Here is a 16,079-nt window from a genome sequence, read left to right as displayed (position 1 = left end):
TCATGGGGAAGAGACGTCGTCAGCCGCGGTACCGGGCAGCAGCTGAAAGCGGTCAGCGTCCTGCCAGGCGGGAAACTTTTCGCGGAAGGCCGCCAGCGCGTCGGTATCCAGGGTGCCGGTTTCAATACAGGCCGTGTCCGCCGGCGGGTCCACCCTCGCCTCTCCCTTGAAGTCCACCAGCATCGAGTCCCCGCTATAGGACAGGCCATTGCCCCCTTCGCCAACGCGGTTGACGCCGATGACGTAGCACAGATTCTCGATTGCCCGGGCCTGGAGCAGAGTACGCCAGGCGTGGCGGCGCGGCGTGGGCCAGTTGGCCACGCACAGCAGCGCATCGTACTCGAACGGCGCCTCGCCTTCGGGCTGCTGACGCAGCCAGACGGGAAAGCGCAGGTCGTAGCAAACGGTCAGCAGCAGGCGCACGCCCTTGTACTCGATCACCGGGCGCTCGCTGCCGGCGGCGTAGCGTTCGTGCTCGCCGGCCATGCGAAACAGATGGCGCTTGTCGTAAAGAATCAGCTCGCCGTCGGGCTGCGCCCAGACCAGGCGGTTATAGTGCTGCCCGCCGTCTTCGACGGCAACGCTGCCGGTAATGACGCAGCCGCGCGCCTCGGCCTGGCGGCGAAGCCAGGCCACGCTTTCGCTTTGCGCCATGGGCTCGGCCATGTCCCGGGAGTTCATGGTAAAGCCGGTGGCAAACATTTCCGGCAGCACGATCAGGTCGGTATTGTCACCGCCCAGCTCGCCCAGCTGGTCTTCCAGCTGGCGGTGGTTGGCCTCCGGGTCTTCCCAGCGCAGATCGCACTGCACAAGGCTCACGGTTAGCTTGCTCATTGTGTTCTCCCTGAAACTCTGCTGAATGTGATAGGTTAGCGCGGTTTCCGCCGTGCGGGCGCTATCCGCCGTTTTTGTCGCGCACGCCGTCGCATACGCTATCCTGCAGCCACCATCTCCCTAGCGAGGCCGCCATGTCCAGCCATTCCGTTCGTGATCCCGAGGCCGTCAAAGGAGTCGGCTTCGGGCTTGCAGCCTATCTCATGTGGGGTTGTTTCCCGCTGTTTTTTGCCCTGTTCAACGACGTGCCGGCGTTTGAGATCGTGCTGCACCGAATCATCTGGTCGTGCCTGTTTCTCGCCGGGCTGATCACCCTGCTGCGGCGCTGGTCGCCGGTCAAGATGGCGCTTCGCCACCCCGGGCGCCTGGGCCGGGTGCTGGCCTGCGCCGTGCTCATCGGCCTGAACTGGGGAATCTACATCTACGCGGTGGAAACCCGCCACGTGCTCCAGGCGAGTCTGGGCTATTTTCTCACGCCGCTGGTCAACGTCGGCCTGGGCGTTATCGTGCTGCGCGAAACCATGGTCAAGGCCCAGCTGGTAGCGCTGGGCCTTGCCACCCTGGGCATCGGCATGCAGTTTTTGCTGCTCAACGAGCTGCCCTGGCTCAGCCTGATGCTGGCGTTTTCCTTCGGCACCTACGGCCTTTTTCGCAAGCAGGTGCCCCTTGACGGCCTCTCGGGCCTGTTTGTGGAAACGCTGCTTTTGCTGCCGGTGGCGCTTTTGGTTTTTGCCTGGCTGGAAGCCCAGGGGCTTTCGCACTTCACCCAGTCGACCCGCTCCATGGCACTGCTGATGGCCGCCGGGGTGGTCACTGCCCTGCCGCTGCTTGCCTTTGCCGGCGCGGCGCGGCGGCTGCGTCTGGCAACGCTTGGGTTTCTGATGTACTTGAACCCCAGTATCCAGTTCTTTATCGCGCTGCTGGTGTTCCAGGAGCCGCTCAGCCCCGTCCAGCTGGGCACCTTCGCGCTGATCTGGACAGGGCTTGCGCTCTACTCCTGGTCCGCCTGGCAGCAGTCGCACCGCGAGTGACGCCTGGGGCGTCAGCTCAGCGGCTGGCGGCAAGCGCCTGGTCGAGATCGGCGATGATATCGTCCCGATGCTCGATGCCGATGGAAAGCCGCACCATTTCCGGGGTGACACCGGCGCTTTCCAGCTCCTGCTCGTCCAGCTGACGGTGGGTCGTCGCGGCCGGAATCGACGAACAGCTCTTGGCATCGCCGATGTTGACCAGGCGCAGAATCAGTCCCAAAGCGTCGTAAAAGCGCTCGGCGGCGGCCTGGCCGCCGCGAATGCCGAAGCTTAGAATCCCCGAGGCCCGGCCGCCCATGTAGCGCTTGGCCAGGGCGTGGTCCGGATGGCTTTCCAGGCCCGCGTACTGCACCCAGCTAACGTCGGGATGCGCTTCCAGGTGGCGCGCGACGGCCAGGGTGTTGTCACAGATACGCTCGATGCGCAGCGACAGCGTTTCCAGCCCCTGAAGCAGGTTCCACGCCGCCTGGGCAGAGAGCGCCGCCCCCATGTTGCGCAGCGGCACCACCCGGGCGCGGGTGATGAAGGCCGCTTCGCCGACGTCCCGGGTATAGCTGATGCCGTGGTAGGAGGCGTCCGGCTCGGTGAGTAGCGGAAAGCGGTTGGCGTGGGTGGCCCAGGGGAACTTGCCGCTGTCCACGATCACCCCGCCCAGGGTGGTGCCGTGGCCGCCGATATATTTGGTCGCCGAGTGGATGACGATATCCGCGCCGTGCTCGATGGGCCGCCAGAGAAACGGCGTGGCCGTGGTGTTGTCGACGATGACCGGCACACCGTGGCGATGCGCCACCTCGGCCAGAGCGGCGATATCGACGACGCCGCCGGAAGGGTTGCCCACGCTTTCGCAGAAGACGGCCTTGGTGCGGCCGTCGATGCACGCCTCGATGGCGTCCATGTCGTCCTTGTCGGCAAAGCTGACGCTGATGCCCTGACGCGGCAGCGTGTGGGCAAAGAGGTTATAGGTACCGCCGTAGAGCTCGCTGATGGAGACGATATTGTCTCCGGCCTCGGCAACGGTCTGGATGGCGCAGGTAATGGCGCTCATCCCCGACGCCATGGCAAGGCCCGCGATGCCGCCTTCCAGAGCGGCCACGCGCTGCTCGAGCACGCCGCAGGTCGGGTTCATGATGCGCGAATAGATATTGCCTTCTTCTTTCAGATCAAACAGGTCCGCGGCGTGGCGAGCGCTGTCAAAGCTGTAGGAGGTGGTTTGATGAATGGGAACGGCAACGGCGTTCTGGCTATCCGACGAATAGCCGTGGTGCAGGGCAATGGTGTCGCGTTTCATGTGAGCTCCTTGCGAGACGAAAACGGGGGGTGTGACAAAGGCCCAATGCTAATCAACCCTCAACCTTCAGGCCAATATCGTTTAGGCTTAGCGCCATGTTATTCAATGCTGCGCTGATTCCATGCTGAAACGCTACCTGCCTGCGCTTGCCTGGCTGCCGCACTACCAGGCGCGGCTTTTTGGCGCCGACCTGCTGGCCGGGGTCATCGTCACCGTCATGGTGATTCCGCAGTCGCTGGCCTATGCCCTGCTGGCCGGGCTGCCGGCGGTGGTCGGGCTATACGCCAGCATTCTTCCCCAGCTGGTTTACGCGTTCTTCGGCACCAGCCGCACTCTGGCGGTAGGGCCCGTGGCCATTGTCGCGCTGATGACCGGGGCGGCGCTGAGCCAGATCGCCGTGCCCGGCAGCGCCGAGTACCTGGAAGCCGCGCTCGCGCTGACGCTGCTCTCCGGCGCCATTCTGGTCGTGATGGGCATGCTGCGCATGGGCTTTTTCAGCAATTTTCTGAGCCACCCGGTGATTTCCGGCTTTCTCACCGCTTCGGGCATCCTCATTGCCACCAGCCAGCTGGGCGGCCTGCTGGGCGTGGAAAGCAGCGGCTTTACCCTCTGGGAGCGGCTGGCGTCGCTGTGGCTTCACCTGCCCGGGATCAGCTGGCCCACCCTGCTGATGAGCGTTTTCGTGCTGGGCTTTCTGGTCGGGGTGCGCCGCTACGGCAGCACGCTGCTCAAGCGGCTGGGACTGGCCGCCGGCACCGCCAATCTCCTGGCCCGGGCCGGGCCGGTACTTGCCGTGGTGGCCACCACCCTGGCCGCCCGGCAGTGGCAGCTAGAGGACGCCGGAGTGGAGGTGGTCGGCACGGTGCCCGGGGGGCTGCCGCCGCTTACCCTGCCCTGGCCCGACCTCGCGCTGTGGCAAACGCTGCTGGTGCCGGCGCTGCTGATCAGCCTGGTGGGGTTTGTGGAGTCAGTCTCCATGGGCCAGATGCTTGCCGCCAAGCGTCGCCAGCGAATCTCGCCCAACCAGGAGCTGGTCGGGCTGGGGGTTGCCAACCTGGCTGCCGGCGTCTCCGGCGCCATGCCCGTCACCGGCGGTTTGTCGCGCACCGTGGCCAACTTTCACGCCGGCGCCCAGACTCCCGCGGCGGGCGCCTTTGCCGCGCTGGGCATTGGCGTGGTCACCTACACGCTGACCGACTGGCTCTACTACCTGCCCATCGCCACGCTCTCGGCGTTTATCCTGGTGTCGGTTCTGACGCTGGTCGACGTAGCCACGCTGCGCGCTACCTGGCGCTATTCGCGCAGCGACTTTACCGCCCAGGCCCTCACTATCGGCCTGACCCTGGCCGAAGGCATCGAGGCCGGCATCATCGGCGGCATTGCCGTTTCCGTGGCGCTGTTTCTCTACCGCACCAGCCGTCCGCACAGCGCGCTGATCGGGCGCGTACCGGACACCGAGCACTTTCGCAACGTGGCCCGCCACGAGGTGGAAACCGCGCCCGGAGTCGCTCTGCTGCGCATCGACGAGAGCCTGTACTTTGCCAACGCGCGCTATCTCGAAGACACCCTTTACAACCTGGTCGCCAGCCGGCCGGCGCTGGAGGACGTGGTGATTGTGTGCTCGGCGGTGAACCTGATCGACGCCTCGGCGCTGGAAAGCCTTGAGGCGATCAACGCTCGGCTCAGGGATTCCGGCGTGACGCTGCATCTGGCCGAAGTCAAGGGGCCGGTGATGGACCGCCTGAATCACAGCACCTTCCCCGAGCAGCTCACCGGCCGGGTCTTTCTGAGCACCTACGCCGCCTGGCAGGCATTACATGACAGGTAATTGCGTTGGAAAGGTATAAAGATGAGGGAAACGATGACTGGGAGATAACGGTATAACCATCTATTCCGGGAGCCCGTTCGCCACCCGCCTTTAGCTGCGCCGCATCCGCTGCTGCCATACGCTGAACAGGCTGTCCACGGCGAGGGCCAGCAGCGCGATCATTACCGCTCCCTGCACCACGTAGGCAGTATTGCCGTTGACGATGCCGGCGATGATCGGATCGCCCAGATTGCTGGCGCCCACGGTGGCTCCCAGCGCCGCCGTGGCAATGTTGATGGTGACCGAGGTGCGCACCCCGGCCAGAATCACCGGCGCGGCCAGCGGCAGCTCGACCTGCCGGAGGCGCTGACCGGCGGTCATGCCCATACCTCGGGCCGCGGTTGTCGCAGCGCCGTCGACGCCCCTGAGCCCGGCGATGGTGTTGCGTACCACGGGCAGCAGCCCGTAAAGCGACAGCGCTACCACTATGGGCAAGAGCCCAAAGCCCAGCGCCGGCACCGCCAGCGCGAGAACCGCTACCGGCGGAAACGTCTGCCCCAGCGACGCCAGCTGGGCCACCAGCGGCAGAAAGTCCCGCCCGGCTTTACGGGTCACGGCGATGCCCGCGCCAATGCCCAGGCTAACGGTTATGGCCGCGGCCAGGCCGACGGTCAGCGCATGGCGGCCAAGCAACGTAAAAAACGCCGCGCGCTGGTAGACCAGCTGGCGAGCGTCCGGTGCCAGCCACTGCCACAGCGGTTCGGCCAGCGGCATGGCCCAGCCGGCGAGCAGCAGCAGCCCAAGCCAGGCCGCCGGCATCAGCCAGCGACTCGGGAGCGCCTCAAGCCTCGGCATCGGCCTGCTCCGTTCGGGCGCTGGCGACCAGCTGGCTGAGGGTCAGCTCTCCCACCGGCGCGTCGTGCTCGTCCACGGCAATCACGCGCTCGCAGCCGTCGCCCAGCATTACCGAGAGCGCCTGGCGCAGGGTATAGCCGGCTGGCACCCGCGGCGCGGCCGCGGCTAACGACCCCACAGGCGCCAGATGATCGCGCACCCGGGCAAGCGATGCCTGCTTGAGCCCCCGCTCGAGACCGCCCAGCAGCGACTCGACGAAGGCGTTCGCGGGCCGTTGCAGCACCGCCAGCGGGCTACCCTGCTGAACGATTTTTCCCTCGCGCATGACGACCAGGTGATCCGCCAGGCGCAACGCTTCGTCCATGTCGTGGGTGACCAGCACCACGGTTTTATGCAGGCGCGCCTGGAGTGTTGCCAGCATGGACTGCAGCTGCTCCCGAGTAATCGGATCCAGCGCGCCGAACGGCTCGTCCATCAGCAGAATATCGGGGTCCGCCGCCAGCGCCCGGGCAACGCCCACGCGCTGGGCCTGCCCCCCGGACAGCTGGTGAGGGTACTTGTGCGCGAACTCGGCGGCCGGCAGGTTGAGCATGAGCATGAGTTCTTCCACGCGTTCGCTCACCTGCCTGTCCGACCACTGCAGCAGCCGCGGCACGGTGCCGATATTGCGCGCCACGCTCCAGTGGGGAAACAGCCCCGTGTCCTGGATGACGTAGCCGATGCGGCGGCGCAGCTGCACCGGATCGTAGGCGTCGATCGCCTGGCCGTCGAGCACAATCTCGCCGCCGGTGTGCGCGGTGAGGCGATTGATCATGCGCAGCGTAGTGGACTTGCCGCACCCCGAAGTGCCCACCAGCGCGCAGAAACGGCCCCGGGGTACGCTAAGGCTGATGCTGTCCACCGCCGGCGTCTCGCCGAAGTGCTTGCTGACGTTGCGTAGCTCGATCATGCCGCATCTCCCCGGCGAAAGTGGTCGGCCAGCGCGCCCAGCAGCATATCGGCCACCAGCGCCATGGCGATGATCGGCAGCGCCCCCAGCAGCACCATGTCCATGGCAGCCTGCCCCAGCCCCTGAAAGATAAAGTCACCAAGCCCTCCGGCGCCGATCAGCGCGGCCACGGCGGTAAGCCCGATGGCCTGCACCGTGGTAATCCGCACGCCTTCCAGCAGCACCGGCAGCGCCAGCGGCAGGCGTACCTGCCAGAAACGCTGGGCCGAACGCATGCCCATGCCGCTGGCGGCGTCCAGCACCGCCGGGTTGACCGCTTCCAGCGCCACGCAGGTATTGCGCACCACCGGCAGCAGGCTGTAGATCGTCAGGGCGAGCAGCGCCGGCGTCCAGCCAATGCCGCTGATACCCAGCATGGCAAGCCATTCGACGTTGGCCCCAAGCCAGGCCAGCGGCGCCAGCAGCAGGCCAAAAAGCGCCAGACTGGGCACGGTTTGCAGAAAATTGAGCACGGCGAAAGCCGCCGACTGGCTGACGCTGAAGCGGCGAATCAGCAGCGCCGTGGCCACGCCGAGCACTACGCTGGCGCTAACGGCGAGGCCCACCAGGGCCAGGTGCTCTCCCAAGGCGCGGTAAAACAGCGCGCTGCGCGCCTGGAATTCCTGCACCAGCGCCAGCGAGTCGAGCCAGCGCGCCGCGCACAGCCACCAGACGCCCGCCACGCCGGCCAGCAGCAGCGCCATCCGGCTTCGCTTCAGGCCCATGGCCAGGCGTAGCTCCACCAGGCACAGCGAGAGCATAAACAGCATCACCCAGCTGGCCGGCCCCAGGCTCAGCCTGGCCTGAGGCATGTCTGCCGTTATCAGCCGCTGGGCGGCCAGCATCAGGCCAAACGGCATCAGCGCCAGCAGCAGCGTGCCCAGCGCGAGCAGCGCCGAATAGCGATGGCGCGCCGGATAGGCGGCGAGCGCCGCCATCGCTACCCACAGCAAGGTGGCAAACCCGGCTGCGGGCCAGCCCAGCGCCTGCCACAGCGAATAGCCGGTGCTCGCCACGATGCGATTCGGCGCCACGCTTGCCGCGTCCAGCCCCCAAAGCGCGGCCAGCATCACTATTGCCAGGCTGAACAGTACCCGATTGGGACGAAAGCGCCCCTGGGGGCCCGGAAGGGCTTCCCTCCATGGCACGGGATCAGCGATCCAGACCGTCGAGGTAGTCGCCGGCCACCCGGTCGGCGGACAGGCCGTTCACTGCGACGTCGGCGTTAAGTTCCTGCAGCGTGGACTCATCGAGGGTGTCGAACACGTTTTCCAGCGCCGCTTCCACCTCGGGATAGGCCTCCAGCACCCACTCCCTAGCCACCGGTGCCGGCTGGTAAATCGGCTGCACGTTGCGGGTGTCTTCCAGCACCGTAAGTCCCAGAGCGGCAAGCCCGCCGTCGGTGCCGTAGGTCATGGCGCCGTTGACGCCGCTGGTCTGGCGAGCAGCGGCGCGCATGGTGGCCGCGGTATTGCCGCCGGACAGGACCAGCAGCTGGTCTTCGTCCAGGGTAAAGCCGTAGGCCTGCTGGAAGGCCGGCAACGCCTGCTCCGACTCGATGAACTCGGCGCTGGCGGCGAACTTGAACTCGCCGCCGTCGTCGAGATAGTCGGCCAGGTCGTCGAGGGTGGCCAGGTCATGCTCCTGGGCGAGATCCTGGCGCACGCTCATCGACCAGGTGTTGTTGGCGCTGGCCGGCGACAGCCACACCAGCCCGTTGTCGGCGTCCCTGTCGCGGACGGTCTGCCAGGCTTTCTCGGCGTCGTTCCATACCGGACTGTCGGTCATGTCGAAGAAAAACGCGCCGTTGCCGGTGTATTCGGGGTAAAGATCGATTTCTCCGGTCTCGAGCGCCTGGCGAACCACGCTGGTCACGCCGAGCTGCAGCCGGTTTTCCACGGGCACATCAATACGCTCGAGCGTTTGCAGCACCAGCTCGCCGAGCACTGCCCCTTCGGTGTCGATCTTGGAACCGACCACCACGGCCCTGTCTTCCGGCGTCGAGGCGGCGACCGCCTGGGGGCCGACCACCGGCGCCAGCAAAACCGCGGCTCCAAGGCCGGCGTATATCCGTGTAAGAGACCAGCGCATTGTCATCGTCCTTTATCGTGGCGTGGGAATCTGGGTTCATGCCCTGGCGGCACAAGCCATACCGCTACTATAGCCACACGGGCCGGCCGATAATAGCCAAAATTAGTCGAGCAATGCTCAGGCGTCATCCGCCTGAACACTCCAGCGCGTGCCCTCCCGGGAATCCTTGAGCACCACGCCCTCGGCGGCGAGCTCGTCGCGGATGGCGTCGGCCAGGGCAAAGTCCCGGTCGGCCTTGGCCCGGGCTCGCCGAGCGATCTGCGCCTCGATATGGGCTTCGTCCACTCGGCTGTCGCCGCCGTGAAGAAACGTCCGCGGCGGCTGGGTCAGGATGCCCAGCACGCCGCCCAGGGACACCAGCTCGCCGGCCAGCCGGGCGGCACTATCGGCGCCGTCGGCTCTGGCGCGGTTAAGCTCCCGCACCAGTTCGAACAGTACTGCCAGCGCCTCTGGCGTGTTGAAATCGTCATCCATGGCCTGGACAAAGCGCCGGGCGTAAGGGCTCTGGGGGTTGGCCAGGTCAGCGCCGGCCGGCTCGGGCTCGACGCCTTCCAGCGCCGTGTACAGCCGCGTCAGCGACCGGCGCGCCTCCACCAGGGAGTCTGCCGAGTAGTTGATGGCGCTGCGATAGTGGCTGGCTACCAGCAGATAGCGCACCACTTCGGGGTCGTGCTCGCCGAGCACGTCGCGGATGGTGAAGAAGTTGCCCAGCGACTTGGACATTTTTTCCTCGTCGACCCGCACGGCGCCGGCGTGCATCCAGGTGTTGACGTAGGTCTGGCCGGTGGCCGCCTCGGACTGGGCGATCTCGTTTTCGTGGTGGGGAAAGGTCAAATCCGGCCCGCCGCCGTGGATGTCGAAGGTGTTGCCCAGGCTGCAGGTGGACATGGCCGAGCATTCGATATGCCAGCCGGGCCGCCCCGGGCCCCAGGGCGACGGCCAGCTTGCCTCGCCGGATTTGGCCGCCTTCCACAAAGCGAAGTCCAGCGGATCTTCCTTGTGCTCGTCCACCTCGACCCGAGCCCCGGAGCGCATGTCGTCGAGCCGGCGATTGTTGAGCTTGCCGTAGTCGGGAAATTGGCGCACGCGGTAGTAGACGTCGCCGTTGGCCGCCGCGTAGGCGTAGCCCTTGTCGATCAGCACCCGGATCATGGCGATGATTTCGTCCACGTGACCGGTGGCCCGAGGTTCGGCGTCCGGGGGAAGTACGCCGAGCCGCGCTTCGTCTTGGTGCATGGCGGCGATCATGCGCTCGGTCAGCGCTTCGATGGTTTCGCCGTTCTCGGCGGCGCGCTTGAGAATCTTGTCGTCGATATCGGTGATGTTGCGCACGTAGGTCACGTCAAACCCTCGGGCGCGCAGGTAGCGGCTGATCAGGTCGAACGCCACCATGACCCGGGCGTGGCCCAGGTGGCAGTAGTCGTATACCGTCATGCCGCATACGTACATGCCGATCTTGCCCGGCTCTCGCGGCGCCAGCGGTTCCTTGCGCCGGGTCAGGGTATTGTAAATTTGCACTGCATTTCTCCTCGGCCCTTGCCGTTTCAGCCTTTTAGCCTTTTTTTCTGATCTTCGCCCAGGTGTCCTTGAGCCCCACGGTGCGGTTGAACACCAGGTGCTCAGGCGTTGAGGCGTGGCGATCGGTACAGAAGTAGCCCACGCGCTCGAACTGGAAGCGCGTCTCCGGCGCTGTGCCGGCAAGGCTCGGCTCGCCGATGGCCCGGTAGGTAATCAGCGACTCGGGATTCAGGTGGTCGAAAAAATCGGCGTCCCTGTCGCGGTCGGGCTGCTCTTCGGTGAACAGGTTATCGTAAAGCCGCACTTCCAGAGGAACGCCGTGCACTGCGCTGACCCAGTGAAGCACGCCCTTGACCTTGCGCCCTTCGGGATTCTTGCCCAGGGTGTCGAAGTCGACCGAGCAGCGCAGCTCGACCACCTCGCCGCTCGCATCCTTGATCACCTCGTCGCAGCGGATGACGTAGCTGTTGCGCAGGCGCACTTCCCTGCCCGGCGCCAGGCGGAAGAACTTTTTCGGCGGCTCTTCCATGAAGTCGTGGTGGTCGATGTAGAGCTCTCGGGTAAGCGGCACCCGACGTACCGCCATGTCGTCCCGTGCGGGGTGGCCGGCGACGTCGTAGGTTTCCTCGAAGTCCTCCGCCACGTTGGTCAGCACCACCTTCAGCGGCCGCAGCACGCACATGGCCCGGGGGGCGTTGTCTTCCAGGTCCGAGCGAATGGCGTGAGTGAGCATGGCGATATCGACAAGGCCGCTGTCCGAGCGGCTGACGCCGACCATGTCGCAGAACTTGCGGATCGAGGCCGGCGTATAGCCCCGGCGGCGCATGCCCGAGATGGTCGGCATGCGCGGGTCGTCCCAGCCGTCGACGATGCCCTCGTCCACCAGCAGCTTGAGCTTGCGCTTGGAAGTCAGCGTGTAGTTGAGATTCAGCCGGGCAAACTCGATCTGGCGCGGTCTGGCGGGCACCGGCAGGTTGTCGAGAAACCACTCGTAAAGCGGCCGGTGATCCTCGAACTCCAGCGTGCACAGTGAATGGGTAATGCCTTCGATGGCGTCGGACTGGCCGTGGGTAAAGTCGTAGGAGGGGTAGATGTGCCACTTGTCGCCGGTCTGGTGGTGAGTGGCATGGCGGATCCGGTAGAGGATCGGATCGCGCAGGTTGATGTTGGGCGAGGCCATGTCGATCCTGGCCCGCAGCACCTTGCCGCCCTCGGCAAATTCGCCCTGGCGCATGCGCTCCAGCAGCTCGAGGTTTTCTTCCACGCCGCGCTCGCGGTAGGGGCTCGGGGTGCCGGGCTCGGTGAGCGTCCCGCGGTAGTCGCGAATATCGTCCGGCGAAAGGTCATCGACGTAGGCCTTGCCTTCGCGCACCAGGTGCTGCGCCCAGACGTAGAGCTGGTCGAAGTAGTCCGAGGCAAAGCGCACCGGTCCCGTCCACTCATAGCCCAGCCAGTTGACGTCTTCCTTGATGGCATCGATGTAGACCTGCTCTTCCTTGGCCGGGTTGGTATCGTCAAAGCGCATGTGGCACTGCCCGCCGGTCTCTTCGGCAAGCCCGAAGTTCAGGCAGATCGACTTGGCGTGACCGATATGCAGAAAGCCGTTCGGCTCCGGGGGAAAGCGCGTCACGATGCGTTCGACCTGGCCATCCGCCATCTCTTCGCGTACCTGATTACGGATAAAGTTGGGCGCTTTAGGAGTCTCGGTGGTCATGGTGGCGTTGAAAACCTCATAGTCGATGGCGTGCCGGCCTTCGCGGTGCCCGGCAAAAACCCGTATTATAACGTGACGCCGCTGCCGAGGGCCAAGGCAAATGCCTTGCCGGGCAGGGCCAACGCCCTTATTGAACAGGAATTTATCCATGATCGTACTACAGACCAATCACGGTGATATCACCGTCAAGCTGAATCACGACCGGGCCCCCAAAACCGCGGCCAACTTCGAGCGCTACGTGCGCGACGGCTTTTACGACGGCACGCTGTTTCACCGGGTCATCGACGGCTTCATGGTCCAGGGCGGCGGCTTCGATCAAGAGTTCAACCAGAAGCCCACGCGCGCGCCCGTCAACAACGAAGCCGACAGCGGGCTGAAGAACGTCAAGGGGACGCTGGCCATGGCACGCACTCAGGACCCGCACTCGGCCACCGCGCAGTTTTTCATCAACGTCGGCGACAACGACTTTCTCAACCACACCGGCAAGACCCCCCAGGGCTGGGGCTACGCCGTGTTCGGCGAGGTGGTGGACGGCATGGACGTGGTCAACGACATCAAGGGCGTTGCCACCACCCGCCGGGGCATGCACGCCGACGTGCCTGCCGAGGACGTGATCATCGAGCGCGCCTACGTAAAGGACGCGGTCAAGGACGCCGACTGAGACGGAGCCCCCATGCGCACGCTACTCGTCGCCGACCTGCACTTGAGCGAGCATACCCCGGCCATGACCCGGGGATTTATCCGCTACCTGGAAACCACTGCGCCCGGCGCCCGGGCCCTTTACATCCTCGGCGATCTGTTCGATGCCTGGCTCGGGGATGATTTGCTCGACCAGCCGCACCCGCTGGCCGAGACGGCATGGGAGGTAATCGAAGCGCTGCGCCGCCTGGCCGACAGCGGCACCGCGGTTTATTTCACCCACGGCAACCGCGACTTCTTGATCGGCGAGCGCTTCGCCGACGCCTGCCGGGCGACGCTGCTGCCCGAGGTAGCCGAAGTCGAGCTGCACGGCGTTGCCGCGGTGCTGCTGCACGGCGACAGTTTGTGCACCCGGGACAGCGCCTACATGGCGTTTCGTCAGCAGTCCCGCGACCCGCAGTGGCAGGCGCAGATGCTGGCCATGCCCCTTGCCGAGCGCGCCGCACTCGCGCGGCAGATGCGCGAAAAATCCGGTGAGGCCAACGCCGCCAAGGCGGAAAACATCATGGATGTGACGCCGACCGAAGTGGTCAAGCTGATGGAGGCATACGGCGTCACTACCATGATCCATGGCCACACCCATCGCCCCGACGTCCATGACCTCATCGTGGCCGGCGAGCCCGCCAGGCGCTACGTGCTCGGCGACTGGAGCGACGAAGATGGCTGGGACCTCGTGGCGGATGACAGCAATGCTTTCTCCCCCCGGCTGCGCCGATTCCCGCTGGACGCTCCGCCCAATGCCGATTGAGCCTTTGCCAGGATGGCGCTCTGCATAAACAGGAACGCCGGCTTGAAAGCCGGCGTTCTTTTTAGCGGTCCGTCTCGATCGAACCTTGCTGATGCAGATAGTCGATCAGCCCCTGAACCGCCGCCCGGGAGCGCATCTGCTCGGCCATTCGGGCCACAAAGGCCTCCACCTCCTCATTGGGCTCGCCTGCGGCGACGCGCTCAAGGGCAATGATCGCCACGCCGTCGGACGTGGTGACATGGCCGTAAGTCGCCTGCCCTTCATCGGGCCTGGGCAGGCGGAAGGCCGCCCCGACGACAGCGTCGGGGACGGCAGTCTCCTCCTGGCGGGATATGTCGTCTGCCTGCTGCCAGCGAAGGTCGGTGTCTTTACCCGTCTCAAGGCGCTCAATCAGCGTCTCTGCCCGCTGTGCCAGCGCCTCTTCCCTCTGCTTCGCCGTAACCCGCTGCTCGACATCGTCGCGCACCTCGGCAAGCGGCAGCGTGGTTGCGTCGCGGTGATCGGTCACCCGCAGCACCAGGCGCCGGTCTTCGTCCAGCTCGATCACGTCGCTGTTGTAGCCGTCCTCCAGCACGTCTTCGGCAAACGCCTTGTCCATGACGCCGGGCTCGGACAGCACCCCGTCGCCGCCTTCCCGGGAAACCCAGCCGCTGTGCTTGACGGTCAGGCCAATATCGTCGGCCACGCTCTGCAGGTCGTCGGCGGCAAAGCTTTCGTCGATCAGCTGCTGGGCCCGGTCGTTGAACTCTCCCTCCACCTGGCGAGCCGCGAGCATCTGGCGCAGCTTGTCGCGCTGCTCGTCAAACGGCGGCCGGTCGATGTGGGTCACCTTGATGATATGCAGCGCTCCGTCCATGACCACCGGCTCGGACACCTCGTTTTCCCCGAGAGAAAACGCCGCCTCGTCAAAGGCCTCGCCGAAAAAGCCGCGGCTGATCTCGCCCAGATCACCGCCGTTTTCGGCGCTGGCGGTATCCTCCGAGTAGCGCGCGGCGGTGTCGGCAAAGCTTTCCCCGGCCTCCAGATCATCCAGCGCTTCGTCTGCCATCGCCTCGGCGTCTTCGCGGCTGCGCTCGTCGCCAAAGCCGATCATGATATGGGAAATGCGCCGATCGGCCTCGTCGTTCTGCTCGCGCCATGCCTCGCGCAGCTTCTCTTCGCTGACCTCGGCGGTATCGGCCATGTCCTGACGGTCGAGCACCACGTAGTTGAGCTTGACCTGCTCCGGGCGACGGAAAAGCTCGGTATGCGAATCGTAGTAGGCCTGGACGGCCTCGCCATCGGGAGTGGCTTCGACGTCGACGTTTGCCGGCGTCAGCTGCGCGTAGCGAAAGCTGCGCGACTGGCGCTGCAGTTTGGCCAGGCGTTCGCGCTCCGCGTCGAGGGTAAAGTCGCTAAGAGCAAGCCCCTGCTGCAGCTGGCGGCGCATGATGTCAGCGCGCAGCTCGTTGCGAAACGCCAGCGGCGTGTAGCCGGCGCTGGACAGGCGGTTGCGGAACAGCTCGGCCGAGAAACTGCCTTCCTGGTCCTGAAACTCGTCCAGGTTGACGATGAGCTGATCCAGCTGATCGTCGGAGACCCGGAAGCCGCCGTCTTCGGCATACTGCGTCAGCAGCTTTTGCGTGATCAGCTGGTCCAGCATGTCCCGGCGCAGCGCCTTTTCCTGCTCCGGGGGCACCTGCCCCGAACGCATGGTGCGCTGCACTTCCAGCTCGACCTGCTGGCGAGTAATGGTATCGCCGTTGACCTTGGCTATCTGTTCGGGGTCCTTGCCGAAGACGCTGAACAGCGACTCCACGCCAAACAGCGCCATGGCAGCCACCATGACGCCGATAATGATTTTCGCGGCCCAGCTTTTGGCACCGTCTCGAATATTTTGCAGCATGCTTGCCTCAGATAAACGCGAGCCGTTTTGCGTTTTTTCCGCGTTAAAAAATGACATGGGCGCACCGCTGCGGCGATGCGCCCATGTCACCATGTCTTGAGAGCGTTCTTGACAGCGCCACCGTTATCCGCGCCGCTCAAGTCTCGCCACAGCGCCCGACATCGCTAGTTGACGGCATCCTTGAGCGCCTTGCCGGCCTTGAAGCTGGGCACCCTGGCGGCGCTGATTTCAATCGGCTGGCCGGTTTGCGGATTGCGCCCGGTGCGCGCGGCACGCTCCTTGATCGTAAAGGTACCAAAGCCTACCAGTGACACGCTCTCGCCTTGCTTGAGGCTATCGGTGACGGATTCCACCATGGCATCCAGCGCACGGGTGGCCGCTGCCTTGGGTATATCGGCAGAGGCCGCAATGGCTTCAATCAGCTCGGACTTGTTCACACTTCACCCCTTGACTGGTTCAAAAAATGGCTCTGAAAGGCACGGTTAGCGGTTGGCTTGACGATCAAAGCGTAGCTGCAGTTTATAGCAACGCGGCGAAATGACTGTCAAGCGACCGTGCCGCAAAATGCCCGCCATACAAGGCTTTGGGCGCTACTCGGCTATCCAGGGCCGCCATTTGGAC

14 protein-coding genes are annotated in these 16,079 nt (G+C 65.2%); 4 read left to right on the top strand and 10 right to left on the bottom strand.

What is annotated here, in order from left to right:
• Entirely contained in the window at window positions 1–834 is an 834-nt protein-coding gene (locus P1P91_RS08015; protein ID WP_311881811.1) for an amidohydrolase, read from the bottom strand.
• A gap of 134 nt (window positions 835–968) precedes the next feature.
• On the opposite strand from P1P91_RS08015, the gene rarD reads away from it, so the two are divergent.
• On the top strand, window positions 969–1,865 hold the full coding sequence (gene rarD / locus P1P91_RS08010; RefSeq protein ID WP_311881810.1) for an EamA family transporter RarD: 897 nt from the start codon (window positions 969–971) through the stop codon (window positions 1,863–1,865).
• A gap of 16 nt (window positions 1,866–1,881) precedes the next feature.
• On the opposite strand, the gene P1P91_RS08005 is transcribed toward rarD, so the two are convergent.
• Complete coding sequence (locus P1P91_RS08005; RefSeq protein WP_311881809.1) at window positions 1,882–3,153, bottom strand: O-acetylhomoserine aminocarboxypropyltransferase/cysteine synthase family protein; 1,272 nt, start codon at window positions 3,151–3,153, stop codon at window positions 1,882–1,884.
• A 121-nt stretch (window positions 3,154–3,274) separates the two neighbouring features.
• On the opposite strand from P1P91_RS08005, the gene P1P91_RS08000 reads away from it, so the two are divergent.
• On the top strand, window positions 3,275–4,981 hold the full coding sequence (locus P1P91_RS08000; RefSeq protein ID WP_311881808.1) for a SulP family inorganic anion transporter: 1,707 nt from the start codon (window positions 3,275–3,277) through the stop codon (window positions 4,979–4,981).
• 90 nt (window positions 4,982–5,071) lie between these two features.
• Here P1P91_RS08000 and P1P91_RS07995 read toward each other — a convergent pair whose 3' ends face one another.
• The 6 genes from P1P91_RS07995 to P1P91_RS07970 all read right to left on the bottom strand — a co-directional run bounded on the left by P1P91_RS07995 (window position 5,072) and on the right by P1P91_RS07970 (window position 12,126).
• Window positions 5,072–5,815, bottom strand: coding sequence for an ABC transporter permease (locus P1P91_RS07995; RefSeq protein ID WP_311881807.1), 744 nt, complete (start codon window positions 5,813–5,815; stop codon window positions 5,072–5,074).
• Window positions 5,802–6,764, bottom strand: coding sequence for an ABC transporter ATP-binding protein (locus tag P1P91_RS07990; RefSeq protein WP_311881806.1), 963 nt, complete (start codon window positions 6,762–6,764; stop codon window positions 5,802–5,804). Before P1P91_RS07990 ends, P1P91_RS07995 begins: the two co-directional genes overlap by 14 nt.
• On the bottom strand, window positions 6,761–7,873 hold the full coding sequence (locus P1P91_RS07985) for an ABC transporter permease (protein ID WP_407650520.1): 1,113 nt from the start codon (window positions 7,871–7,873) through the stop codon (window positions 6,761–6,763). Before P1P91_RS07985 ends, P1P91_RS07990 begins: the two co-directional genes overlap by 4 nt.
• Window positions 7,874–7,955: 82 nt before the next feature.
• Entirely contained in the window at window positions 7,956–8,894 is a 939-nt protein-coding gene (osmF, locus tag P1P91_RS07980; protein ID WP_311881804.1) for a glycine betaine ABC transporter substrate-binding protein OsmF, read from the bottom strand.
• Between the two features lie 117 nt (window positions 8,895–9,011).
• On the bottom strand, window positions 9,012–10,412 hold the full coding sequence (gene cysS / locus P1P91_RS07975) for a cysteine--tRNA ligase (protein WP_311881802.1): 1,401 nt from the start codon (window positions 10,410–10,412) through the stop codon (window positions 9,012–9,014).
• A gap of 34 nt (window positions 10,413–10,446) precedes the next feature.
• Window positions 10,447–12,126 (bottom strand): glutamine--tRNA ligase/YqeY domain fusion protein, encoded by a 1,680-nt coding sequence (locus P1P91_RS07970; RefSeq protein WP_311881800.1) that lies wholly within the window; start codon window positions 12,124–12,126, stop codon window positions 10,447–10,449.
• Between the two features lie 148 nt (window positions 12,127–12,274).
• Between P1P91_RS07970 and P1P91_RS07965 the strand changes: the two genes are divergently transcribed.
• Both P1P91_RS07965 and P1P91_RS07960 read left to right on the top strand, forming a co-directional pair.
• Window positions 12,275–12,787, top strand: coding sequence for a peptidylprolyl isomerase (locus tag P1P91_RS07965; RefSeq protein ID WP_311881798.1), 513 nt, complete (start codon window positions 12,275–12,277; stop codon window positions 12,785–12,787).
• Window positions 12,788–12,799: 12 nt separating this feature from the next.
• Window positions 12,800–13,573 (top strand): UDP-2,3-diacylglucosamine diphosphatase, encoded by a 774-nt coding sequence (locus tag P1P91_RS07960; protein WP_311881795.1) that lies wholly within the window; start codon window positions 12,800–12,802, stop codon window positions 13,571–13,573.
• A 61-nt stretch (window positions 13,574–13,634) separates the two neighbouring features.
• Here the strand turns inward: P1P91_RS07960 and P1P91_RS07955 are convergent, their stop codons facing one another.
• Window positions 13,635–15,458: a SurA N-terminal domain-containing protein gene (locus tag P1P91_RS07955; protein WP_311881793.1), complete on the bottom strand. Its 1,824-nt coding sequence runs from the start codon at window positions 15,456–15,458 to the stop codon at window positions 13,635–13,637.
• 164 nt (window positions 15,459–15,622) lie between these two features.
• Window positions 15,623–15,895 (bottom strand): HU family DNA-binding protein, encoded by a 273-nt coding sequence (locus P1P91_RS07950; RefSeq protein WP_311881791.1) that lies wholly within the window; start codon window positions 15,893–15,895, stop codon window positions 15,623–15,625.
• Between the last annotated feature and the right edge of the window lie 184 nt (window positions 15,896–16,079).

Source organism: Halomonas piscis, from assembly GCF_031886125.1.
GTDB classification, from domain to species: Bacteria; Pseudomonadota; Gammaproteobacteria; order Pseudomonadales; family Halomonadaceae; genus Vreelandella; species Vreelandella piscis.
The sequence above is the reverse complement of the archived record's forward strand: the minus strand, read 5'-3'. Positions and strand labels throughout refer to the sequence as shown.

Bases quoted from the DNA above. Each gene is read 5' to 3' on its own strand.
- P1P91_RS08015 (WP_311881811.1), bottom strand. From the start codon at position 834: ATGAGCAAGCTAACCGTGAGCCTTGTGCAGTGCGATCTGCGCTGGGAA.
- rarD (WP_311881810.1), top strand. From the start codon at position 969: ATGTCCAGCCATTCCGTTCGTGATCCCGAGGCCGTCAAAGGAGTCGGC.
- P1P91_RS08005 (WP_311881809.1), bottom strand. From the start codon at position 3,153: ATGAAACGCGACACCATTGCCCTGCACCACGGCTATTCGTCGGATAGC.
- P1P91_RS08000 (WP_311881808.1), top strand. From the start codon at position 3,275: ATGCTGAAACGCTACCTGCCTGCGCTTGCCTGGCTGCCGCACTACCAG.
- P1P91_RS07995 (WP_311881807.1), bottom strand. From the start codon at position 5,815: ATGCCGAGGCTTGAGGCGCTCCCGAGTCGCTGGCTGATGCCGGCGGCC.
- P1P91_RS07990 (WP_311881806.1), bottom strand. From the start codon at position 6,764: ATGATCGAGCTACGCAACGTCAGCAAGCACTTCGGCGAGACGCCGGCG.
- P1P91_RS07985 (WP_407650520.1), bottom strand. From the start codon at position 7,873: ATGCTGGCCGCGCTTTGGGGGCTGGACGCGGCAAGCGTGGCGCCGAAT.
- osmF (WP_311881804.1), bottom strand. From the start codon at position 8,894: ATGCGCTGGTCTCTTACACGGATATACGCCGGCCTTGGAGCCGCGGTT.
- P1P91_RS07970 (WP_311881800.1), bottom strand. From the start codon at position 12,126: ATGACCACCGAGACTCCTAAAGCGCCCAACTTTATCCGTAATCAGGTA.
- P1P91_RS07965 (WP_311881798.1), top strand. From the start codon at position 12,275: ATGATCGTACTACAGACCAATCACGGTGATATCACCGTCAAGCTGAAT.
- P1P91_RS07960 (WP_311881795.1), top strand. From the start codon at position 12,800: ATGCGCACGCTACTCGTCGCCGACCTGCACTTGAGCGAGCATACCCCG.
- P1P91_RS07955 (WP_311881793.1), bottom strand. From the start codon at position 15,458: ATGCTGCAAAATATTCGAGACGGTGCCAAAAGCTGGGCCGCGAAAATC.